Origin of the sequence: uncultured Roseobacter sp., assembly GCF_947495275.1 — a bacterium.
Taxonomy (GTDB): domain Bacteria; phylum Pseudomonadota; class Alphaproteobacteria; order Rhodobacterales; family Rhodobacteraceae; genus Roseobacter.
The window spans coordinates 24,500-46,080 of sequence record NZ_CANLYL010000019.1; the positions used below are offsets into that span (position 1 = coordinate 24,500).

Below are 21,581 nucleotides of genomic sequence, written 5' to 3' on the forward strand. Positions count from 1 at the left end.
GTTGCTCTTCGAATACACGAAGCTTGGCGGAGCCGAGGATTTGACGGCGTTTGGTATAACTAACCTCAGCAGCGAAATATCAGTATTCTAGGGCGTGATCAGCGACAACGAGATTTGGGAGATTCTCTTGTTCATCCAATCGACCTGGTTTGAGTCGCTCAGGACATTCATCACGGGCGAAATCCGCCGCACTAGATTCGTCATCGCGACAATTTTCGGTAAGCGCCCCAGAGCTGGCAGACAGCTCGGACGCGACTGTCTCACCGTGGCCTTTTCAAGGATTTAACATGTTCTGAAAGCAGCGCGTCAAGCTTTTGAGCGACGGTAGCTAGACTGCGGATTGGGTCGTTTGTTCACCATCTCTATCGTGCGTTTCCCTAAACGTTCCGGAGGATCAATCGTACATTCTCTTCCAATTGCCATGACAATCTCATCAACGTTGCCGGTCAGTCCCACCAGAACTGCCATCAACATAGTTCAACCGCGCCACCGGTCAGTATGTACATGATGATAACGACAGGCATCCTCCATAGACCTAACACAGGATTGGAATTGCCACTATTTTAACGGGTTATATCCATATCAGCCCATCCCCGTTGAAGTCGAACTGGAAGCGGTCCTCATAGTCGATCAGAGCCGCGAAGTCCTGATCAGAGATGACCTCGTTCGACACCCATGCGCCGGAGGCATCGGCGTTCCAGATCGAATACAGCCCGCCGCCCTGCCACAGAACACTGTAGCCGTCCGCGCCGTTGGAGCCCGCGTGCAGCGCCTGCCAGCCGTCAAAGCTCTGCGGGACCACGGTCGCGCCGAGGTAGCTGAGTTGGATAGACGCAATTTCGTTCGTTACCTGATAGACGCCCTCACCGGTGACCTGAAGACCGATCCCTTCGTTCTCAATAGAAACCGCTTCGGGGTCAGGGGCCGCGACATAGTCGAGCAATTCAAAGCTCCAGATCGGTCCGTCCACGAAGTCAATAATAGAAATTTCGTGGTCAAAGCTCAGGTACTGATTTTCAACGGTGATTGTGCTGCCGTTGGTGTAGGTCAAAATCAGGTCGTTGCCGTCGCGGTGCGCCGAAATATCGTCGGGCGTGATACCTGCCTCGAGAACAACAGTGTCCCATGGTCTGAGAAAGCCATCGCCGGTGTCATAGGCGGTGTCGAAATTGTCGATGGTGTCATGACCCCATGAATCGGCTCCGAACCAATAGATATCCTCGCGCTCACCGCCGATTAAACGATCATTGCCGGCCTCGCCGATCAACTGGTCCCGCCCGATGCTTCCATTCAGTTCATCATCGCCATCATCGCCCCAGAGAATGTCGTCTCCGGCAGCACCAAAAAGACGGTCGTTGCCTTCTTCTCCGAACAGTACGTCACGCCACGTATCACCACCTGTTCCGGAAATGCCGGAAAGGGTATCGTCACTCCCAGTACCTGTTTGCGTAAAAATGAGGTCACTGGCTGTAAGTACCGTGCCATCTGCAAAGTGTGCTTCGCCACGCTGGTAATCGCTTGTTAAAAAGAAATTTTCGATCGTGATGCTGTCGCCGTTCGAATGCTGAAGCAGAAGATCCAAGCCCCGGCCTGCTTGGCTGGCGATGATGTCCTCAGCAAAGATGCCTGCGCCGAACTCAATGACATCTGTGCCGCTCGCCTGAAAGCCCTGATAGAAGCTGAGAGTGTCATTCCCCGAGCCGCCGATCAGGATATCGTTGTCGTTAAATCCATACAGCTTGTCGTCGCCGTCTCCACCGTCATCGCCGCGGAGCGTATCATTCCCGCCCAGTCCGTTCAGGACCCATCCGCTGCCGTACCTTCCAGAATATCGTCGTTTTCGGTTCCGTTAATCATTACATCCCATTCCAGTATTCATCGTCTGTAACCGACATATTCACCGTGCTATCCCTAATCTGCCGAACACTCACAGGTGCCGCAGTTCAAACCTGACTGAATAACTCGGATTATTCTGCGAGACACCCACACAATGAAGTGGCCGTGGAACCCAGCTCTTTTCACCATCTTTCAGATCGAGTTTTTCAAGGTGTGAAGAGGGTTCTGTTATCGAAGTCATCAATTTGTGGTTTTTTTTATTTTTTTTTCGCTTCGCATAAAAGGACACATCGCTGAACAACCTTAACGTAAGTTAACTTCAATCACTCTTTCCAGGCTTTTTCTCTTTGATTTCAAAATTCTCGCCTTAGTTGCATCGCAGACTTCGGCTTGACGTATCCTTGGCAAAAATCGACCATAAAATGGTGATTGTGGAAAACTCGATGCCACAAGCCAAACAAGAGTCGCTCTTCCAAAGCCATAAGGCGCGCATGATTCGGAAGCCACGGTCGTGTCGTGCGCCTCGCCGAGCCTCCCTATTTTAATGGGTCCGTCATTATGTTTAGGAAACGGAGGATCAGAGAATGGTAAGCAAGCAACCGAAGCCTGAAAAGATTGTCTCGAAGCTACGAGAAGTTGAAGTTCTGATGGGGCAAGGCAGGCTGCGTCTGGATGCGTTCAGGCAGATTAACGTTTTTGAAACGACCCATTGGTGCGTCGAGATGTGCAGGCGCTCATGAAGTCGACCAGGCCACAGGTATTCTGACCCAACCATCAATTCGTCTTCCACCCATTTCTGGATAGAAGCACGTGTCCCTTCGGAAATCTCAAAACGCAAAGGTTTCTGCGTCTTACTCTGCAGTACTGACGTCCGCTCCTTGATCTGGCTAGAAGCCATGATGTCAACGACTTTCATTTTCACTAAGTCACAACCGCGAAGTTTCTGTCGATCGCCATTCAGCTCTAACGCTTCTTGGGCGGACACCATCAACAAGATGCAGGCGATATAGGGCAATGACAAAAGAATGCCCCCGATCGAGAACCGGCAACAAAAAACGGCACTGCCTAGCTCCAAAAAGACACCGGTCAATGACACTGTTGGGATCAGCAGCAGGATGCAGGCCCACTAGGTGAGGTATATTTCGCCTTAGTCGGTTTTCCCGATGATTGTGCCTGCAAACAGAGCCGCCAAGGAAGCGATCCAGATCGTCAGGACGTTGCTGTAGAACACTTCGCCATAGACCCCGAGAGTAAAGCTTACCGGCCAGGATGCCGATGCTAACACGATCTTCGCCGTGAAAAATACACTGGCTTCGTTGCCGTCAAACCGCCTCGTCATAACTGAGTGAAATCTCTCCAGTTGCGGGCAGGGATTGGCAGGTCAAGATTGCCCCTTTGGCAATATCTCCATCTTCCAACGCCATTCGCGCGCGCATCTGGACTTCACCACTGGCCAAACTGGCCTGACAGGCACCACAGACACCGGATTGGCAAGAAAACGGCGGTTTCAGGCCCGCCGCTTTGACCGCCTCCAGCACGGTTTGCCCTTTGGAGATGTCAATTGAATGGGTTTTTCCGCCCAATGTCACTTCTGCCTTTGCGGCCATACCCTCGATGCTTGTGTCCAGTTCAGCCGTGCCGCCATAGCTTTCCATGTGGATGCGGCCCGCGGGCACGTCGAAAGACATCAGCGCATCTTTCACGGCCTTGTTCATCCCGCCGGGACCGCAGACGTAGTACTGAGAATCCTGCGCATAAGGCGGGTTCTCGGTGATCAGTGCGCCGATCGCCTCCTTGTCCACGATGCCCTTACGCCAATATTCTGCGCTGGACCACCAGCGGGGTTTGGAGAAAACATGGTGGATCGACATGCGATTGGGATGTGCCTCCCAAAGGGCGTTCAATTCGTCTTCGAGCAGGATACTGTTTTCATTGTTGTTGCCGTAAACAAGATGCGCAAACGAATTGGGCTCTGCTGTCATGACGGAACTCAGCATCGCATAAAGCGGCGTGATGCCTGAACCAGCCCCAAAGAAGTAATGCGTGCGCCGCGCTGTAGCGCCGGGATCGAGACAGAAGCCTCCGAATGGGGACATAACTTCGATCACGTTACCCGTCTTCAAGGTATCATTGATGTAGTTGCTGACCACGCCGTCTTTGACTCGCTTCACCGTGATCCGCAGGGGATCGCCAGTGAAAGGTGAGGAGGAGATAGAGTAGCTGCGGCGCTGTTCCACACCATTGATGTGAAAGCGGAACGACAGGTGCTGACCCGCGCGCCACTTGAAAGCATCTTGCACGGCGTCGGGCACGCCGAACATGACCGTCTTGGCCATGCCGCCGACTTCCTCGCGGGTGTCTAGAACGGTCAGGGAATGGAATTCGCGCTGGCTCATTTGGTTTCTCCCAGCCATTCCAGAACAACTTTCTGGTGTTGGGTCACCGGGCTTTCACCAACCGCGGCTGGGCCCGTTTCAAAGTACGGAGATTTCAGTGATTTCTGCTGCTGCTCACAGGCGTATATATCCTCGCCAGTGAAGTCGCCTGCGACCATAGGGTCGTCCTCGCTCATGGCGTCATGGGCTTCGTATTTGCCGCTCAGGCCGAATTTGGTCCAGAACATCGAAGACCTCATTGATTGCTTAGCAAACTCCCAGTCGGAACTGCCCGACACCCGTCCGCGATTGCTGACCCGCGTCAGTTCAGGTCCAAGAGGCTCTATGATGAAGATATTCCAGCCTTCCTCAGAGCCTGCCAGTCCTATCCCAGGGAACAGCATGGGGACCCAAGCGCCGTTCATGTCTTTTGGGATCACCCTTGGTGCAATCAGTTTTTTCTCCTGATCTTTCAGGTAGTCGCCCACTGGTGGTTCCCAGAACATGTAGTGAGGACCTTCCCAGTGATATTTGGCTGCCTTGTGGTCGTACATCTTCAGCGTGTTCGAATGCAGGTGGCTTAGGTGGTAGACGTCGATGTAGTTTTCAACGACCACCTTCCAGTTGGCCTTGATCTCGTAGCTGTTGTTCAACTCTTCATATTCCACCAGCTCCTCGGGTACATGCGGGCCGATATGTGGCTCGACCGGGCCAAACCACTCGGCAATCGACGGTGCCTCCGGGTCGGGATGCACAAAAATCATCGACTTCCAGATATCAACCTTTGCAGGTTTCAATCCGAGGCAGGATTTGTCGACCTGGCCGAACTCTTCCTGCTCTTCAGGCACCGAAATCAGGTTACCCTCAAGATCATAGGTCCAGTCGTGATAGGGGCACGTCAGCGCCTTTTGTGTCTTGCCAACCGCGCGGATCAACTGAGTGCCGCGGTGGCGGCAGATGTTGTGGAAAGCGCGCAGGCGGCGGTCGCGGCCCATCACGACAAAGATGTTGTTCAGCCCGGCCTGCACGGTGATGTATTGGCCCGGTTCGCCGACATCCTCCATGAACCCCGCGTAGCGCCAGGTTTTCGAAAAGATGTCGCGCATTTCGCGATCGAACCAGTCTTGCGATGTGTAAGCTTCGACCGGCAAAAGGTGCAATTTGCGTGTCATGGATCAACCTCCGACAGGAAAGAAATCAAGAACCACCAGCATCAGGCCCAGAACCACCCAGGCGATCTGGATCAACCAGAACAAGATCGGGTCGTCGTCGCGGATCACGTCAGACAGAAAGAATGCGTGCCCAGAATAGAAGTTCGGGATTGTCCAATAGAGGAACAAGAGCCCCCATAACGATTGATAGCCAAGCGCCGTGGCTATCATCAGCGCGGCAAAGGTGACGTAGTTGAACAGGCGGGCTTGTGTCATGATGGCTGATCCAGTTTTTCTAGAAGCTCATGGGCTAGACCTCTGGCGTGGTTTTGCCAGCTTTTCGGCATATCCAGGGGGGCCAGCGACGTTAGGTTGAAGTAAAGCGCCATGATCCCGTGGGCCGCGGCACCCAGTGCGGCATCATCCGCGTCACCATGGTCGTGTCGAAGGGTGTCCGCGATGGCCGCTTCAAAATCCAGAAGTGTCTCTCGACATCGTCGTCGCAGCTTTGCATCATCTAACGACCGGGCAGTAAGTGCTGCGAAGGCCAGCACCATATCTGGCTCGGACACGGCATCTTCTGAAAACAGCAAGTCGATAAGAGCGCTTGAAGGCCTTTCGTTCGGCAGGCAAGAAACCATAGCTGCGGTCTGATCGTCAAAGCTCTTGAGAACGAAATCGGTCAAACCCGTGATCATGTCTTCGCGGTTCCCAACATGATGCCGGATCAGGGGGCGGGTAAGGCGGGCTTCCTTGGCAATATGCGACAAGGATGCGCCATCCAGCCCGTAGCGTGCGACGCAGCGCACGAGGGCCTTCATCACTTGGATATAGCGTTCATCTCGATTTGTCGGGCGTCCGGCCATGTTCCATCCGTTCCAATTGGGCTCACCAACATGGTGCCGCATTGGGTTGCACGTAAGATGGATTATATTAACTGTCAATAGTGACAATAAATTAACTCAGCTAAGAGCCAGACGCATCAAGTTGCGTGGCATTTTCCCGGTTCGATGCGGTCACGGCCTCAGCCCGATCTCCCATTCGTTCGGCGTGAAAAGTGACATCCGAAAGTAGGGTTTCAGCCCAGGACACCGCGCCGGACGTCAGCAAGAAGACTTCGGGAACAAGAGTCCATTCGCCGATCCAGGCACCTCCGGATCTTTCATGTTGGTGCAGAGTGAACTCGCCAATCTGCTCGGCGCGTTGCCGGCCAAGCCGTGCAACAGCTTCCAAGAATTCTGAGGCTCTCTGGTTACGTTTGTGGTGCATCGAGGATGACGCGCCCTTGCCGTTCACATGACCTTCGGACACTTCGGCGATGTCGGAGGAAGACATAAGGTTGATATTGTGGCCAATCTTGCACAGCGACCCACAAAGAAGGCCAAGCGTCGCCAGAATTTCGGCCACGCCGTCGCGTGCGCTTTGCCAATGAGGGTCAACCATTCCCAAGCTCAGTTTCTCGGCCATGGCCGACTTGACGCTTTCCCCCATGCCGCTTTCATATCCACGAAGGTCACCGACTGGTCCACCGACCTGAACGTTCAGACCACGGGAAGCCGCAAATTCCATCGCCTCCAACCTTCGCAGCAATTCCGATCGCCAGACCCGCAACTTTGCCGACAACGCGATTGGCAAAGCGTGTTGGCCATTGGTCCGCCCGATCAGCACCGTCGAGGAATGCGCGGCGATATGGGCATCAAGCAGACCAGTCACCCGGATTGTACTGCTCCGGATGCCCTCCAGCCCCAATTTCATCTGTATCACCATGGCGGTGTCCATGATGTCTTGCGTGGTAGAGTTGAAATGCACGTGGTTTGCATGCGTCGGGACAAGCACGCGAAGCTGTTTCACGAGGCCGATAATTGGGCGACCAACCAGGGCCATTTCGGCTGCCAGATCTTCCACGTCCAGTTCGGATACGCTGATCGCCTCCATCGCTGTTGCCGCGTCGTTCGGAATCACGCCCAGGTCTGCCTGACATCGGGCGAGAACTTGCTCCGCTTTGAGCCACGTCGAGATCGTCGCATGCTCTGACCAGATGTCGCGCATCTCGGAGGACGAAAAGCAGTCACGATAGATGCGTGAGTCAAGCATCGCCCAACCCTCCGTCCGCGACTTGCCGTTCTTTTAGGATCGAGCGGATGCGGAACCCCATTGCGGCCAGCCCAAGTAGCAGGAACGCGGCGGCGATGGGACGTTCCACGAAGATTAGAGCGCCCCCGTCAGACATGAGCAGGGATTGCCTGAAGGTTTCTTCCGCCCCTTTTGCAAGTACGAAGGAGATGACGAAAGCCGCGACATTGAAATCATACTTTCGCATCAACCAGCCGACGAACCCGGCGATGGTCATCACGGTGACATCAAACATCGATCCGCGCGCTGAATAAGAAGCAACAAAAGCTGTCATGAAAATCAACGGATAGAGCACGTTGACCGGCACTTTGAGGATCAGACGGGCAACCTGTGTGGCCCCGAAATATCCAATGATGCCATAGGCAAGAATGCCGAGCATACCACAGGCAAACAGCTGATAGACCAGTTCCTTGTCGGTCAGAAACAGGGTCGGCCCAACCTGAATTCCGTGGATTAGAAAGACACCGAGGAGAATGGCACCGATAGTCGATCCCGGTATGCCAAGTGTAAGAAGGGGAGCCATCGAGGGGCCGGACACGGCGTTGTTTGCAGCCTCTGGGGCGGCGACACCTTCCAATGCACCCTTGCCCCATTGTTCAGAGTTTTTGGCGCGGCGTTTACCTTCGCCATAGGAAATGAAGGCCGCAATGGCCGAGCCCAAACCGGGCAGAACACCAATGCCTGCACCGATGAACCCGCCCCGGACGGCATGCGGGATACAGGGTTTGTATTCTTCGTAAGTCAGAGTGTGTCCAGTGGGATCGCTTTCGTTTTCCTTGATGTCGCCTTTCGCCTTCTTGCGCTCTTCGAGCTGGGAAAAGACCTCTCCCAACACAAAGACACCGATCATCAATGGGACCAAACCGATACCGTTGGACAGATCGAAAGAGCCGAAGGTGTAACGTTCCTCGCTTGAGATCGGATCAAGGCCGACCATTGCGACGAGAATCCCAAGCAAGGCCGATGCAAGGCCCTTGACGATGGACTTTCCAATCACCGAGCCGATCACCACGAAGGCGGCGAAATAGATCGCAAAAGTCTCGGGTGGGCCAAGCTTTAGCGCGATGGCGGCGATGAAGCCGACACCGACCACGAGCATGATGTCGCCCATCAGGTCACCAATGACTGAGGAAATCGTCGCCACCTTCATGGCTTTTCCCGCTTTGCCAGCGCGCGCCAGAGGATACCCATCGATCTGCGTCGCCGCGCTGGCTGCGGTGCCTGGGGTGTTGAACAGGATCGCCGCAACAGAACCGCCGTAGCGTCCAGACTTTCCGATGACGTAAAGGAAGGCCAGAGCGAACAATGGCGGCATGTAAAAGGTAATTGGCAGAAGCATCGCAATCGCTGCCGAGGCGGTCAGCCCGGGCGTGGCACCGACGATCATGCCAACTGCAGCTGCAAGGACAATCGCGAAGAGAAGCGTTGGGTCAGTGATGACCGAGAACAAGGCGGGAAAGATTTCCATTTGAGTTACTCCCGAAGCCAGTCAAGCAAGTCGAACACCTCGCCGTAGGGAGGGAACACACCAAGCAAGACGAAGAAGAGAATGTGGAAGACAAGCGGGCAGACCACGACCGAGGCCGCAAGCCCCACCCAACTGCGAGCCCCGAAGATGTACATCACGACAGGAGCCACAATCGCCGTCGAAAGGACATAGCCGAACCAGCGGAAAGATTGTTGATAGATCAAAGCCACAGCGAACAGGACAAGAATGTCGAGCGTTCCGCTTTCGCTTTGGCTGTGATCAATAGGGCCGGTCGCGTTTGCCCGTGCGGCGGTCGCAATCATGACGCCCGAAAGTACCAGCAGCGCCAGAGATGCTGCAAACGGTACAATACCCGCCCAGGTGTCTCCGGGGCTGGCACCCGGCACTTGCCAAGCACCCCAGATCGCCAATAGCGCTAGGATGGCCAAGCCGATCCCTTCAGCCATGTTTTGCATGGCAACCTCCTCGTCCGATTACGTTGTGGGTTCGTCGGGCCAGTTCGATCCACTCGCCCGAGGTGCGTTTGGTGCAACTAGTTGGTCAAGCTCTGGACCAACGGGGCCGCGTCAGCCTTCATAGCAGCAAGGCCCGCCTTGGCGTCCGTACCGCTTGCATAAACGGGGCCAGTGCCGCGCTCAGCAAGCAGTTCGGCGAACTGTGGCTTTGCCGCAATCTCAGCGAGTGCGGCTTCCATGGCAGATATTACTTCGGCCGGGGTGCCCTTTGGGGCAAAGACGATCACCGGAGAGGAGACAGCTGCAAAGGGGACACCCAATTCGCCAAAGGCTGGCACGTCAGACATGATCGTGTCGCGATCGGCACTGTTCACCGCCAACGCGCGCAGTTGCTCTTCAAAGCCGCGCAGCTGTTGAACGCCCAAGAACCCAAAATCTGCCTGTTCTCCAATCAGGGCTGCGCGGGTCGGACCGCCACCCTTGAACGGAACATCCTGTGCTTCGATGCCATTGTTGGCCAGAAAGCCCAAGCCACCGACATGGTGGAAACCCCCGCGACCAGAATGCGCCCACCGAAGCGAACCAGGGTTCGCCTTGGCTGCATCGATCACATCCTGAACTGATTGGTAGGGGCTGTTTTTTGGTACCATCAGAGACGTGCGAAGTTGACCTACCTGGGCGACAACCTCAAAGCTCTCAAGCGCGTCGATATCCGTGTCCCGCGTCATCGTGGAAAGTAGGAACGACCCACCTGATGTCATCATCATAGTGTAGCCGTCGGGCCGCGCGCCGACCACTGAGTTTGCGCCGTTCAAACCACCAGAACCTGGCTTGTTCACGACCACCACCGGCACGTCCAGAATGCCTTCTGCCGCCGCAGAGATCGCCCGTGCGTAAGCGTCCGTGCCACCACCTGCCTTGTAGGGTACCACCAAGTTGATTGGGCGCCTCGGCCATTCTGCTGCAAAAGTTGCGGTTGTGCTGGCGGCGAGCGCAGCACTCGCGGCCATACTCCCTATGAATGTTCTGCGTTTCATTTTGGCTCCTCCGTTTGTTCGATGGTTAATGCATAGCAGAGGTATTGATTGCCAAATTTGCAAATATGGCATCTACTGATGCAAAAAACTAAAGCGATAAACTATGAACATCAAAGCCCTTCGCGCGTTTAGGTTGGCTTTCTCCGAGGGTTCTGTGGCAGCGGCATCCGAGGTCATGCATCTTAGCCAACCCGCCATCAGCCGGTTGATCAGCGGCCTTGAGGCAGAGATCAAACTTCAACTCTTTGATCGATCAGGGAGGAGCCTAACTCCAACAGAAGAAGGAGTAGCATTTTACCGAGAAGCCGGGCGCATACTCGACAATCTTGACGAAGTGCCCCGCATCGCATCGGATATTCGTGCCGGACGTACCGAAAGTCTTCGTATCGTGACGATGCCACGTATTGCACAGTTCTTGTCGGCCCCTGCGGTTGCGATGTTTACGCAAGAGCATCCAGACGTCAGCGTCACCCTGGATGTGCGCGCAAGGCGAGAAGCTGGCAAATGGCTTGCAGGGCGAGAATATGATATCGGTATTGCGGCTTTGCCCGTCAGCCATCCGGACATAAAGACTGTGCCTCTGGTGCGCGTCCGCGCTTTAGCGATCTTACCGGCGGCACATCCATTGGCCCAAGAGGCATCTGTCACCGCCGATCAGCTTGCGTCAGATACGGTTATCCGACTGATGCAGGGATTGTTGCTACGCGATCAACTGGACGATGCCTTCAATTCGGCTGGCGTTACACCTGACGCAACACATGAAGTCTCATCCTCCCAACTCGCTTGTGCCCTTGTGGCCGAGGGCGCAGGCATAACGATCGCTGACGAAATGGTGGCCAGTGCATTCGGCGACCGCCTTGCGGCCATTCCCTTCGACCCCGAAAGATGGATGACGTTTGGGCTGCTTCTTCCGAGGAACAGAAAAATACAAAAAACAGCCGAGCAATTTCAGGAAAAACTCGCGGAACACATTGCTCATGTTTGTCGCTCAAGCCTAACGATGCACCTAGTCTCGCGCCAGTAGATCACTTACACGGACGGACGACGACGTTCACATCGAGAAGACCACTGCAGCGTATCGCTCAAGCGGGCCTCGCTTGCCACTATCTTGCATTGCAGCGAGCGGTACAATGCTCTTGCGGCGAACGACTGCTTTTGCTCAGACAGCAGACATTAGAGCTGCGCGCAATCTCGGTACGCATGAGTCCAGACCCACCAATGCTGCATCACCCACTAATGTCTGCTCTGGTGAAGGGGAAAAGCGTTTGCCATCTTGGGGCGCCACACAATGGGCTATTTTTTTTGCGGAGTGGATGAATGCTTTGGTTCATCCTCCGCTTTCGAGAAGCGCCTCAGAAGGTCAAATTGGTAGTTCAAACCGTATTGTACCCGATCTGTACCGCCAGCACCCTGCTCCCGTCTTGGCTGAAATAGACATTCACAACCATCGAATAGGGAGCCGCCGCTCTTAGGCGATCCATAACACCGCGCGTGGGAAACTTCGGCCCATTGTTGCGGATTGACCAATATGCTGTGATGCGCAGTGCATCGTCGTGTACATAAGGGTTTTCAGGGCTGAAATTATCTGGCGGCATCCTAAACCCCTGCGCTTCCATAAAGGAGCGGGACGCTTCGATCCCTCCCAAAGCAGATAAAAGCCGGAAAATGCACACTTCAGCTTCGGCGGTCCAGCTGATCCGTGCCCAATCTATCATTAGCGGCTCTGGCGATTGCAGGTTCTCTGTTCCGGCTACGAGACAGGATTGCGGGTCGGTGAATCTTGCTGCCGCGTCTAGTGCGTTGTCGCTCATTTCGCGGGCATATCGGGTCGCATATGGCGGGATTTCAACCGTGGGTCGAGGTGATCGGTTTCTTTGGTCAACCCTGGACCAATCCCAATCAGGTAAGAGCCCTATGACAGCGATTGTGAGGAAGAGAACCTCAAGTTTTCCAAATCGGTCGATCCAGCAGGACATACGATGACCCCTGATCCTTATGACGAAAACCACGATCAGAATTGCAGCGATAGCCAAATGAAGCGGGTTGCCTGTGCCGGTAAACAAGCTGAACGCCGAGGCTACACCGGCGAGAACAAGGGATACCAGATATGCGGTCCACTTCCATTTTCGCCCCGCTTTCCACCATGCAATCAACGTGGCGAGAGCACCGGCAAGAATTAGGTAGGGGAGGTATTTGCTCAGAAAGAAGAAAAGGGTTCCAAAGATGAAGTAGATAAGAAAGAAGGGAGGTACGAAGCCATTAAGGTCGCTTGGCTTCAGACCAAGCGCTGTTTCATCGATGACTTCAAGCCACCACAGGAAAGAGGTCACGCCAATAATCAGGAGGTATTTAGAGCCTCGGTCAAAGGTCATCCAAAGAGAATCCGAATTAAGATTTTCCTCAACCTATAAATGAATTTGGGCACTAGTTTGGCAATGATATCAGCCGCTCTGCGCAGCCGGCGTTTTCTAGATGTCCTGCCTCCCGAGGAGCCCTCATTCATTACGAGAGTTTGCGGGTCTGGCTTTCATTTTCTTTGTCGTTGGATTGGGCAAGCACTTAGGTTCGTTAACGCTCACTTCTGATATGAGAGGTGACAGTAGTTATCACTAAAAACCATTTTGGACTTCTTGACTGAAAAGGACATTGGGATCATCGCGGCGAAGAGTTCACACTCTCCGTTGGTCTAATCGTTTTGCGCTGTTTCGTCGTGCTATGGCGAAACACATGAGCGACCCAGCCAAAAAGCCCAATCCTCTGGGTAAAGGAACGGCAGCAACGTCTAGAGTAAGTGACCAGTCTGCAGTGTAGTTCGCCACATTCGGCAGAGCCGTGTCTCCGGCGAAAACCAGCGTGATTGGATCACGCACTGATGTGATACCCAAAGGCCCATAGCTTCCGGCCAGCAACCCGGAAAACGTGACACTTTCCACAGAACTCGAATACGTGAACTCCATGGCAAACATTGCCACGAAGGGAAACGAATTCGACAATTGGAATGACAGGCCCTGAAGTTGGGTTCCGGATGCAAAGGACACTTCCAAAATGTCCTGTGGGTCGCTGTGGCTAAAGAGGATACCGATCACGATGTGAGACAGGATGCCTCCCACATACATGATCGCGCCTATTTCATGCAGGAAGGAGATCAGTTTTCTCATGATATCGGTCTTTCTTAGTCGGAGGCGGTTTCTTCCTGTAGTCCGCGTTTGGCTTGCTGAAGGAAGCGCTATGCCGCAGCCAGCATGGCGTCTGTGTCTTGGCACGGCGCTTGACCGGCTTGAACATCGCAACGAAGGCGAGACCGTCAGCGATTGTGCGGATGATTTGATATTGGCCCCAGCTTTTCAGCAGCTCCGGGGCCTTTCTTGCGAGGTCCGGATCAGTGGCCTCGATGAACTGAAAGTTGATTGGCATGAGCAGGTAGATCGTGACTGGCAAGCTCACGAGGAGCAGCGCGACGGCGATGAGCCAGAAACATTAGATAATAGGCCGTCACAAAAGTGACCGCGCCGCCAAGCAGGGCGATCAGTTGCAGGGAGGGTTCAAACCGCTTCATAACCGCTTACCGGAACTCAAAGGCTTCAGTGTGGATCTTGTTCCGGCTGACACCCTCTTGCTTGAGGTCCGCCATGATGCCGTTCATCATCGGTGACGGCCCACACATGAAATAGTCGTAGGTGTTGAGCGGATCGGGCAGCTTTTGCTTCATCATATCGACACGGGCGAAGTTACCTTCATCCGAAAAGAGCGGCACTAGAGTAACATTGCCGAGCCGTGCCGCGTGATCCTTCAACTCATCAAGGAAAATGGCGTCCTGTTCTTCGCGGGCGGCGTAGCCGAGGTGAATCTGACGGTCATCGCCTTCCTCCATCGCACGGACTTTCGATAGGAATGGCGTGAGGCCGATCCCACCAGCAAGCCAGATTTTGCTTCTTGCCTGCCTTGGTCGTGTCGAAACGACCGTATGGACCGCGCACTTGTACCTTACCACCCGGCTGCGACTCTTCGCGGAACTTCCGGGTCCAGTCTCCCAGCACCTTCATGGTAAAGCGCAGCTTGTCCTCTCCAGGCGCGCTGGAAATTGTAAATGGATGCGACTCGTTCCAGCCCTTGCCTTCGATCTCGACGAAGGCGAACCGGCCGGGCTTGAAGTCGAGCATCTTATCGATCGGCTTCAGAACCACATCTGTGGCGCGTTCGAGCGCATTGACCGCTTCGATCTCGAACGGTAGCGCCGTGCGCTTGTTCATTCCAAAGACGGAATACAGCAGGGCGGCCACGCCCACCGCTGCTGCTAGGATGAGGATGATCCCCGAACCGCTGAACCGCTCGAAGAAGATCCCCGGCGCTGTCATGAAATGGCCGATGATCAGGAAGTAAACTAGGCCCATGACTTTATGCGTGGGGCGCCAACGAGAGTAGCGAATTTTCCGGTTCAGGGCGATGAAGAGGTCAATCACAAGGAATCTCAGGCCGAGCATCCCAAGAGGACCAGACGGGAAGATCGCATTTGCTACGGGGTCCACCCCTTCTGGTAATTCTTTTGGTACGCCAAAGAAATGAACCAAGGCTGTCAGCGCGGCAAAGACACCTGCAACGCGGTGGACCTGGTACATGCGATCAAGACCACCAAACCAGTCTTCAAACACCTCAAGCCGGGTAGACAGGAAAATCGAGCAGGTCATCAGCAGAAACGCAATCCCACCTAACATAACCGTACCAGTCGCGCGTGGCTCGTGTTGTTCAGGCGGCAAAGCCAGATGAACAATAGCAAAGACCAATATCAGTCCGATAATTGCGTAGACGCCCTTTTTCTGAAGCATAGCTCTCCCCTCCCAAGGTTAACTGACGTTATTCGGCTGGAGCCGGATTGATGGCAGCGCGAGGAGCAACCATCACCGCGAAGCCGGTCTTGAATTCCTGAAGGTCGAGACGCGCATCATCGTTGAGATCGGCGCGTTGGAAATCATAGCTGAGTGAGCGGTTATGCTCGGATTTGGATACAAGCCCGTCGCCATCACGATCCCAGAACGCGAAGACAACCCGCATTGCCGTCTCATGAGCGTCTAGGCGTCGACCGAAGCGAGTGTTCGCCGCCGGCCCGTTCCTGCCGTTCACCCGTCACCCAAGATGCTGCGGTGGCAGCCCGCTTTCCGGCCGTTCGCTGCACAGGCAAAACTGTTGGACCGGCCAACTCACCAAGTGCGGGACAAAGCGGACATCCAAGGAGCCAATGAAACACTGGTTCGAGCGGAGCCCAAAACCCTCCATATTGCGGTTGGTCGTCTGGTGTGATCAGCGGAGAAAGGTTTGAGCGAAGTGCGAAGTCCCGATCGGTGCTACCTTGTCAATCGGGGGCAGATAGTCCGGCGCGGTTTCAGCAAACGGTCGTATGTGACCCTTCCAATCCGCTAACCAAGGTAAGACTTCCGCAATATTACCGTCGTTCGGCAGGTCATCCGTGATCTGGATTGTGACGCTCTCAAGCGAGTATCCCGACGCCTCTGGCCCGAATAGATCACGGCGATTAACCAGATAGCCGGATGTCGGATCAGTGATGTTCGCAAAAGCGAACAAGAGCGGGAAGTGCTTGGGGTCTATGTCGCGCGGCGGCGTGCCCACTTGCCGCGAAATTCTGTAGATTTACAGCGCCTTGTGAATTTTCTTGTTGGCAATGAAAGATGTGTAGAGCTCTTCATATGCACGGTAGGAAATAGTGCCTTGTGAATTGTCCACCAAGGCAAACACGGTCTTTCCATCACCAAATTCCGCCACGATGGCCTCGCCATGTGTGTCGACAGAGCGTTCATTGCCCATTGGTACCCAATGCATCCAATGCCTACGAAGAAACACACCAGAAACTGCAACTGAGCCGCTGGGGGTTTCAAAGTGAAGCGTCAGCCTTTCGCCCCATTCGTGAGTCCCATAGAGCAAACGCAACCCCAGAAAAACCAAGCCTGCCAGACCTACTGCAATGCCAATGAGTTTGAATTTCAATGCTAGGTCCAGATCTTGCTGTCGACTTCCGATGGCGAACCTAGCCTGTCAGTTTCTGCGACGCAAAAATTTTCCGATTGGGGCTCTCTGCGGCCATCGGATGCGGTGCAGCGTCTCAGCGACTGACACTGCTCCCGACGTCGAGGACGGCCCATAAGAGACGTTCAGCGCTAGTTGAGATGCTGCGGTCGCAGTCCGCATTGCGGACCTTCGCGGCACTTGCGAGATCTCGATGCGGATGAACTAACAATCTGCCGGACAAAACACCAATTCGCTGCGGCTGCAAAAATGACCGCGTCGATCTATTCGATAGAAGTGCAAGCCGTCTTCAGGTTGGCAAGGAACTCAAAGAACGGACCGGGGCCATAGCTTGCTCTAGACACGCCCGCGGAGGCGACATCTTTGATCGACTTCAGTTCGCCCATCATCATGACATTTACGGGCAATCCCGCATTCGCTGTGACGCGCGAGATCATCGCGGTGTCTGTGAGACCCGGTACAAAGAAGCAGTCGGCACCCGCCTCTGCATAAGCGGCTGCACGTTCCATGGCCTCTGCCAGGTGCGCTTCATGGCTGGCCGGGTCGGTTCCAAGGAAGAGGTCGGTTCTTGCATTCAAAACCAGGGGGATACTTTCATCAGCGGCGGCGGCTTTGATCGCGCGAATGCGCGCGGCTTGTGCGGATATCGAATGCAGCCCTTCACCCTTTACGATCCGGTCCTCGAAATTGATGCCGACCGCGCCCGCGCGGATGACTTCGCGAACATTCTCAGCAACCTCATCGGGATCGGTCGCATAGCCCCCTTCAAAGTCGACTGTCACCGGGACATTAACGCTGTCGCAGATGCGTTCGACAATTCTAAGGACGAAATCCAGCGGGATAGACTCTCCATCGTCGTAGCCATGCGCTGCCGCCATGGACCAGCTGCCCGTCGCAACGGCAGCCGCGCCTGCCTCCTGTACTGCTTTCGCTCCTCCGGCATCCCAAATGTTGTAGAGTACCAACGGATTGCCCTTTTGATGCAGTTCCGCAAAGTGCTTTGCCTTTTCAGCCTGCGACATGATGATTTCCTTTCGCCCTCTCAGGCAGGTATTGTCGCTCAATTTCCAAAAGCTTTTGTTTGCGCCAAAGACCCCCTCCGTATCCGGTCAGCGAACCGTCTGCGCCAATGACGCGATGACAGGGGATGACCAGAGCGATCTGGTTCGCGCCATTCGCCCGAGCGACGGCCCGAACAGCCAAAGGACGACCGATGAGGGCAGCAATGTCGCTGTAGCTGCACGTTGTGCCTGCTGGGATTTCGCGCAACGCATCCCAGACCGCGCTGCTGAACTCCGATCCATGATAGGCCAATGGCGTCTGGAACCCCAATAATGATCCGTTGAAAAACATGGCGAGCTCATCCTTGATCTGCGCGGCGGGTTCTGTCCGCCCAATGCCAAGGCGGCCCTTCGTGAAGCTGTTCAGTCGTTCAAGCTCTTTTGGCAGGGCCTTACGGTCAATGAATTCAAGCAAGTGGAGTTGGGATTTGCTGGTGACCGAGACCATGTCGCCCAAAGGCGTTTGGACCCAATCAGCAAAGAGCATCGGGTCGGCCGACAAGTTGCCAGGCGCTTTACCAAGCAATTTCAGGAACGCCGCCCGAAATGCACTGGCTGAGTCAAAACCAGCGTCAAGCTGACCGTCGATCACCGCACCACCATGGACGAGTGTCTCGAATCCATCCCTAAGTCGCCTCTGTCGAGCCATTTCCAGAAACGTCATTCCAAACTGGCGCTTGAAACTTCTTCTGATGGTCGAAAGATCAAATCCCATCCGTTCGATATCGCTTTCCCGCCAACGATAGTCAGGTCGCTCATCCAAAGCCGCGAGCAGCGCGGCAATTGCGGGGTCAGCCAAGGCCATAGGTTCAAGAGGATGGCAACGCTTGCACGCCCGGTAGCCCGCCTCGATACATTCCCCGACAGTTCCGAAAAACGTGCAATTCTCTTGCTTGGGTTTGCGGGCCGGACAAGTCAGGCGACAAAAGACGCCGGTTGACGAGACGCAAACATAAACCTGCCCATCATAGGAGGCATCGCGGGCCAAGAGTGCTTTGTAGAGCGTATTGTGATTAGGAAGATCGAACAGCATGCTCGCATAGATAGCACAGGAAAAATCCGGTGCCGCCGAAGATCAGGCGTCTATTCAAATTATTATGATCGGCGCACATGCCGACCTTGTCGTAAAATGCTGCATTCGGAACTATGGACTCAAAACCGAAAGTTATCGGACTTTGATTGGTGCTACGGTGCAGCCTCACCTGCTGACTGTTGATCTACGTCTGGTTCGACTTTGCCGTCCTGTCTCAGACCTTTTGTCTGTTCGTCCCCCATTTGCTCATCTCGGCCAGAATGGGATAGAGCGTTTCGCCGTCATGGGTGAGCGAGTACTCGACCCGCACCGGCACTTCCGCGAAGACCTCGCGGTTCACTAGGCCCACATTTTCTAATTCGCGCAGCGACCGGGTCAGCATACGGTCTGACGCCCGTGGCACGAGCCTTTGCAGCTCAGAATACCGCTTGGCTCCCATCATCAGATGAAACAGCAGAACCGGCTTCCATTTGCCGCCAATCATCGAGACGGCAAGCTCGACCGGGCAGTCACCGACACTGGTATCGAGATCAAACTCAAATGGCATATCCATCGCCTCCCATTGTCGCACTTACATGGGTGTAAGTAACGCACAATCCTGCATGTAGAACACAGATTGGTCGATTGCTACCTGTCACCCTGACACATCGAAATGAGTCGCTCAACCGACGGCCCGTACGGGTCGCATCGCAGTATAGAAAGGGGTCCCATGCTGGACACAAAAGAGATTGACCGGGTTCGCGAGAACCTCAGCACCTGGCTGGCGGCATTCAACGCCAAGGACATTGACGCGCTCTTTACGCTCTACGATCCCGAATGCATCTACGCCAATGCCGGCGCGCCCCTGATGCGCGGCGTCGACCAGATCAAGCCGTGGTACATGCAGGCCTTCGAGGCCATCGACGGCACTCTGCACCACAAGGAAGAGGCGGCGTTCATCGAAGGTGACATGGCACTGCTTCTGGGGGCTTACTATTTCGAGCCGCCCCAGGGCGTTACCCCGCCCGAGGATGCCCATCTGACCGGCCGCGTCCTGCTGGCTTATGGGCGCAATGCGGCCGGCGAGTGGAAACTGCTCTTCGACATCGACAACACGCCACCCGACGTTACGCCTGCACTCTTCGCCTGACCCCCAAACACTGATCCAAGGACCAAACACATGACCGTGACAGCCAAACGCAAAATTGCCAAGCGCCCACACCAGATTGTCGAGCGCGTGGCAGAGTTTATCAAAGAGGGTGATCTGGAGGGCGTTGTCTCGATGTTCCATCCGCAGTGCCGGGTGGCGATGGACCCTGATGGACAACCGATGGAGGGCCATGCCGGCGTGCGGGAAATTTTCCGCGATTTCGTCGCCAACCGTGTCCATCTCAAAGGCACCGTCTCCGGCGAAATGATCAATGGCGACACCGCGATCCTGCAAGGCGCATGGACCGTGGAGGACCGTGACGGCAATGCTTTGGGCGGCGGCGTCTCGACCGAGGTCGTCAAACAGATGGATCATGGCGGCTGGACCTACTTCATCGATTGCCCGATCCGCGTGCCCGCCCCGGCGCGCTAACCAACGCCCCAAAACTCGCACCGGCCTGACCGGGTCAGCATAATTCGTGCTGATCGGAACGGGCCCGCTTTGCCTCCATAAGATTCACGTCAGGAGCCATGACCATGAAAGCCGTCATCTACCGGAAAACAGGCCCAGCATCCGAGGTGCTGGAGACCGTCGACATCGACAAACCGCAGCCCAAACCCGGTGAGGTTCTGGTCAGGATAAGGGCCTCGGGGGTCAATCCGACAGACACAAAAACCCGGGCCGGCATCTTTCCGATCCAAGGGGAATGGTCACGCATCCTGCCACACCACGATGGGGCGGGCGTCATTGAAGAGGTCGGAGAAGGCGTGTCTCAAGGACGGCTTGGCCAACGGGTATGGCTGTATGCCACGCATTGGGGTGGCGCGGATGGCACGGCTGCGGAATACGCGGTGACTGCGGAAACACAGGCCGTTCCCCTGCCTGACAATGTCTCATTTGAAGAGGCGGCAACCTTCGGTGTGCCTCTACTGACGGCCTACCACGCGGTCACGATGGACGGCTCTGTCGAGGGCAGGACGATCCTCGTGCAAGGCGGGGCGGGAGCTGTCGGCGCCTACGCGATCCAGATCGCTCTGGCCAAAGGGGCCACGGTGATTGCAACGGTCAGTTCGGACGACAAGGCGCGCGCGGCCGCGCAAAACGGGGCTCACCACGTCATCAACTACAAGCGTGAGGATGTCGTCGCCCGCGTACACGAGATCACCGACGGCACCGGCGTCGATCACATCATAGAGGTCAATCTCGGGGCGAACGCGACCTCGCTGCCGCGCCTGCTGCGCAACGGCGGATTTGTGGCAGCCTATGGCTCAGAGGCTTTCACAGGCGACTTTCCCATGGTCGAAGCGGTGGTCCAGCAAATGCGCATGGCGTTTTTCATCGTGTTCATGCTGCGCCCCGATGTTCTGGACCGTACCATCGCGGACGTCAGCGGGATGCTCGCTGCGCGCACCATTCGCGCACGGATCCATGCCTGTTATTCTCCAGATCAAATCGCCGAGGCGCATGACGCGGTCGACACCAAATCAACCATCGGAAATGTCGTGGTCAGATTTTAGAGCGTGCTGACTGCAACTCACGTTGGGCCCACGGTCGCGCGTTCAGGGCGCGGCGACAGGTAAATCGGTTTGACCACGTATCGACGGACTGGCGGGTTAAAGATATCTATTACAATTCTGTTTTTGCTTGTTTGACCCAGCGGGGATTCCTGCGTCGAGCAGCAGCGGTAACTTTCGGGCTTACTGATGTCATTGGAGCAGGCGCAGCGTCTAGTCCCTGTTTCTGACCGGCTCGGAAGGGCTGGCCCATACCGGATGATGTGGATGGCTCCTGCTCCACCGGCATCGAACGTGCCAAAGTGCAGTTGTTATCGACTGCAATGAGAGGA

General features: G+C 55.3%; 26 protein-coding genes and 1 pseudogene. 4 read left to right on the forward strand and 23 right to left on the reverse strand.

Translation table 11 applies throughout. The features are described from left to right. Nucleotides 1-571: 571 nt before the first annotated feature. The 12 genes and pseudogenes from Q0802_RS22545 to Q0802_RS22600 form a co-directional block, all read right to left on the reverse strand. The gene (locus tag Q0802_RS22545) at nt 572-1,582 is read right to left on the reverse strand and encodes a calcium-binding protein (RefSeq protein WP_298922168.1); all 1,011 of its coding nucleotides are present in this window, start codon (nt 1,580-1,582) and stop codon (nt 572-574) included. A gap of 135 nt (nt 1,583-1,717) precedes the next feature. Continuing rightward, nucleotides 1,718-1,801: pseudogene (locus tag Q0802_RS24765) on the reverse strand (hypothetical protein); the annotation flags it as partial. A 612-nt stretch (nt 1,802-2,413) separates the two neighbouring features. Continuing rightward, on the reverse strand, nt 2,414-2,824 hold the full coding sequence (locus Q0802_RS22555) for a hypothetical protein (RefSeq protein ID WP_298922198.1): 411 nt from the start codon (nt 2,822-2,824) through the stop codon (nt 2,414-2,416). A 159-nt stretch (nt 2,825-2,983) separates the two neighbouring features. After that, nucleotides 2,984-3,175, reverse strand: a complete 192-nt coding sequence (locus tag Q0802_RS22560; protein WP_298922170.1) for a hypothetical protein — start codon at nt 3,173-3,175, stop codon at nt 2,984-2,986. Then, the gene (locus tag Q0802_RS22565) at nt 3,159-4,232 is read right to left on the reverse strand and encodes a ferredoxin--NADP reductase (RefSeq protein ID WP_298922171.1); all 1,074 of its coding nucleotides are present in this window, start codon (nt 4,230-4,232) and stop codon (nt 3,159-3,161) included. Before Q0802_RS22565 ends, Q0802_RS22560 begins: the two co-directional genes overlap by 17 nt. Continuing rightward, a complete protein-coding gene (locus Q0802_RS22570; protein WP_298922173.1) occupies nt 4,229-5,383 on the reverse strand; it encodes an aromatic ring-hydroxylating dioxygenase subunit alpha in 1,155 nt (384 codons plus the stop codon). Before Q0802_RS22570 ends, Q0802_RS22565 begins: the two co-directional genes overlap by 4 nt. A 3-nt stretch (nt 5,384-5,386) precedes the next feature. Then, nucleotides 5,387-5,638, reverse strand: coding sequence for a hypothetical protein (locus tag Q0802_RS22575; RefSeq protein ID WP_298922174.1), 252 nt, complete (start codon nt 5,636-5,638; stop codon nt 5,387-5,389). Continuing rightward, complete coding sequence (locus tag Q0802_RS22580) at nt 5,635-6,228, reverse strand: TetR/AcrR family transcriptional regulator (protein WP_298922175.1); 594 nt, start codon at nt 6,226-6,228, stop codon at nt 5,635-5,637. The genes Q0802_RS22575 and Q0802_RS22580 overlap by 4 nt, the downstream gene beginning before the upstream one ends. Nucleotides 6,229-6,328: 100 nt before the next feature. After that, nucleotides 6,329-7,456: a lyase family protein gene (locus Q0802_RS22585; RefSeq protein WP_298922176.1), complete on the reverse strand. Its 1,128-nt coding sequence runs from the start codon at nt 7,454-7,456 to the stop codon at nt 6,329-6,331. Next, nucleotides 7,449-8,963: a tripartite tricarboxylate transporter permease gene (locus Q0802_RS22590; RefSeq protein ID WP_298922177.1), complete on the reverse strand. Its 1,515-nt coding sequence runs from the start codon at nt 8,961-8,963 to the stop codon at nt 7,449-7,451. Before Q0802_RS22590 ends, Q0802_RS22585 begins: the two co-directional genes overlap by 8 nt. Nucleotides 8,964-8,968: 5 nt before the next feature. Further along, the gene (locus Q0802_RS22595; protein WP_298922178.1) at nt 8,969-9,439 is read right to left on the reverse strand and encodes a tripartite tricarboxylate transporter TctB family protein; all 471 of its coding nucleotides are present in this window, start codon (nt 9,437-9,439) and stop codon (nt 8,969-8,971) included. A gap of 77 nt (nt 9,440-9,516) precedes the next feature. Next, on the reverse strand, nt 9,517-10,476 hold the full coding sequence (locus tag Q0802_RS22600) for a tripartite tricarboxylate transporter substrate binding protein (RefSeq protein ID WP_298922179.1): 960 nt from the start codon (nt 10,474-10,476) through the stop codon (nt 9,517-9,519). A 103-nt stretch (nt 10,477-10,579) separates the two neighbouring features. Here Q0802_RS22600 and Q0802_RS22605 point away from each other — a divergent pair, with 103 nt between their 5' ends. Then, the gene (locus tag Q0802_RS22605; protein WP_298922180.1) at nt 10,580-11,500 is read left to right on the forward strand and encodes a LysR family transcriptional regulator; all 921 of its coding nucleotides are present in this window, start codon (nt 10,580-10,582) and stop codon (nt 11,498-11,500) included. A 349-nt stretch (nt 11,501-11,849) separates the two neighbouring features. Here Q0802_RS22605 and Q0802_RS22610 read toward each other — a convergent pair whose 3' ends face one another. The 10 genes from Q0802_RS22610 to Q0802_RS22655 form a co-directional block, all read right to left on the reverse strand. Further along, complete coding sequence (locus Q0802_RS22610) at nt 11,850-12,848, reverse strand: hypothetical protein (protein WP_298922181.1); 999 nt, start codon at nt 12,846-12,848, stop codon at nt 11,850-11,852. A gap of 297 nt (nt 12,849-13,145) precedes the next feature. Next, nucleotides 13,146-13,634 (reverse strand): hypothetical protein, encoded by a 489-nt coding sequence (locus Q0802_RS22615; RefSeq protein ID WP_298922182.1) that lies wholly within the window; start codon nt 13,632-13,634, stop codon nt 13,146-13,148. Then, entirely contained in the window at nt 13,606-13,890 is a 285-nt protein-coding gene (locus tag Q0802_RS24770; protein ID WP_366523352.1) for a hypothetical protein, read from the reverse strand. Before Q0802_RS24770 ends, Q0802_RS22615 begins: the two co-directional genes overlap by 29 nt. 148 nt (nt 13,891-14,038) lie before the next feature. Then, entirely contained in the window at nt 14,039-14,347 is a 309-nt protein-coding gene (locus Q0802_RS22625) for a hypothetical protein (protein WP_298922184.1), read from the reverse strand. Then, complete coding sequence (locus tag Q0802_RS22630) at nt 14,331-15,299, reverse strand: ferric reductase-like transmembrane domain-containing protein (RefSeq protein WP_298922185.1); 969 nt, start codon at nt 15,297-15,299, stop codon at nt 14,331-14,333. The genes Q0802_RS22625 and Q0802_RS22630 overlap by 17 nt, the downstream gene beginning before the upstream one ends. Nucleotides 15,300-15,327: 28 nt before the next feature. After that, entirely contained in the window at nt 15,328-15,525 is a 198-nt protein-coding gene (locus tag Q0802_RS22635) for a hypothetical protein (protein ID WP_298922186.1), read from the reverse strand. A 594-nt stretch (nt 15,526-16,119) separates the two neighbouring features. Next, on the reverse strand, nt 16,120-16,473 hold the full coding sequence (locus Q0802_RS22640) for a hypothetical protein (RefSeq protein WP_298922187.1): 354 nt from the start codon (nt 16,471-16,473) through the stop codon (nt 16,120-16,122). A gap of 302 nt (nt 16,474-16,775) precedes the next feature. Then, nucleotides 16,776-17,534 carry an isocitrate lyase/phosphoenolpyruvate mutase family protein gene (locus Q0802_RS22645; RefSeq protein WP_298922189.1) on the reverse strand — a complete coding sequence of 253 codons (759 nt, stop codon included), beginning with the start codon at nt 17,532-17,534 and terminating at the stop codon, nt 16,776-16,778. Beyond that, nucleotides 17,521-18,606: a trifunctional transcriptional activator/DNA repair protein Ada/methylated-DNA--[protein]-cysteine S-methyltransferase gene (locus Q0802_RS22650; RefSeq protein ID WP_298922190.1), complete on the reverse strand. Its 1,086-nt coding sequence runs from the start codon at nt 18,604-18,606 to the stop codon at nt 17,521-17,523. Before Q0802_RS22650 ends, Q0802_RS22645 begins: the two co-directional genes overlap by 14 nt. 214 nt (nt 18,607-18,820) lie before the next feature. After that, entirely contained in the window at nt 18,821-19,153 is a 333-nt protein-coding gene (locus tag Q0802_RS22655) for a helix-turn-helix domain-containing protein (protein WP_298922191.1), read from the reverse strand. Between the two features lie 162 nt (nt 19,154-19,315). Here Q0802_RS22655 and Q0802_RS22660 point away from each other — a divergent pair, with 162 nt between their 5' ends. The 3 genes from Q0802_RS22660 (at nt 19,316) to Q0802_RS22670 (ending at nt 21,252) form a co-directional block, all read left to right on the forward strand. Beyond that, nucleotides 19,316-19,735, forward strand: coding sequence for a nuclear transport factor 2 family protein (locus Q0802_RS22660; RefSeq protein WP_298922192.1), 420 nt, complete (start codon nt 19,316-19,318; stop codon nt 19,733-19,735). Nucleotides 19,736-19,765: 30 nt separating this feature from the next. Continuing rightward, nucleotides 19,766-20,167, forward strand: a complete 402-nt coding sequence (locus Q0802_RS22665; RefSeq protein WP_298922193.1) for a nuclear transport factor 2 family protein — start codon at nt 19,766-19,768, stop codon at nt 20,165-20,167. A gap of 104 nt (nt 20,168-20,271) precedes the next feature. Further along, the gene (locus tag Q0802_RS22670; protein ID WP_298922194.1) at nt 20,272-21,252 is read left to right on the forward strand and encodes an NADPH:quinone reductase; all 981 of its coding nucleotides are present in this window, start codon (nt 20,272-20,274) and stop codon (nt 21,250-21,252) included. A gap of 109 nt (nt 21,253-21,361) precedes the next feature. Here Q0802_RS22670 and Q0802_RS22675 read toward each other — a convergent pair. Continuing rightward, nucleotides 21,362-21,581: hypothetical protein (locus Q0802_RS22675; RefSeq protein WP_298922195.1), on the reverse strand; the 220-nt coding region annotated here is incomplete at its 5' end.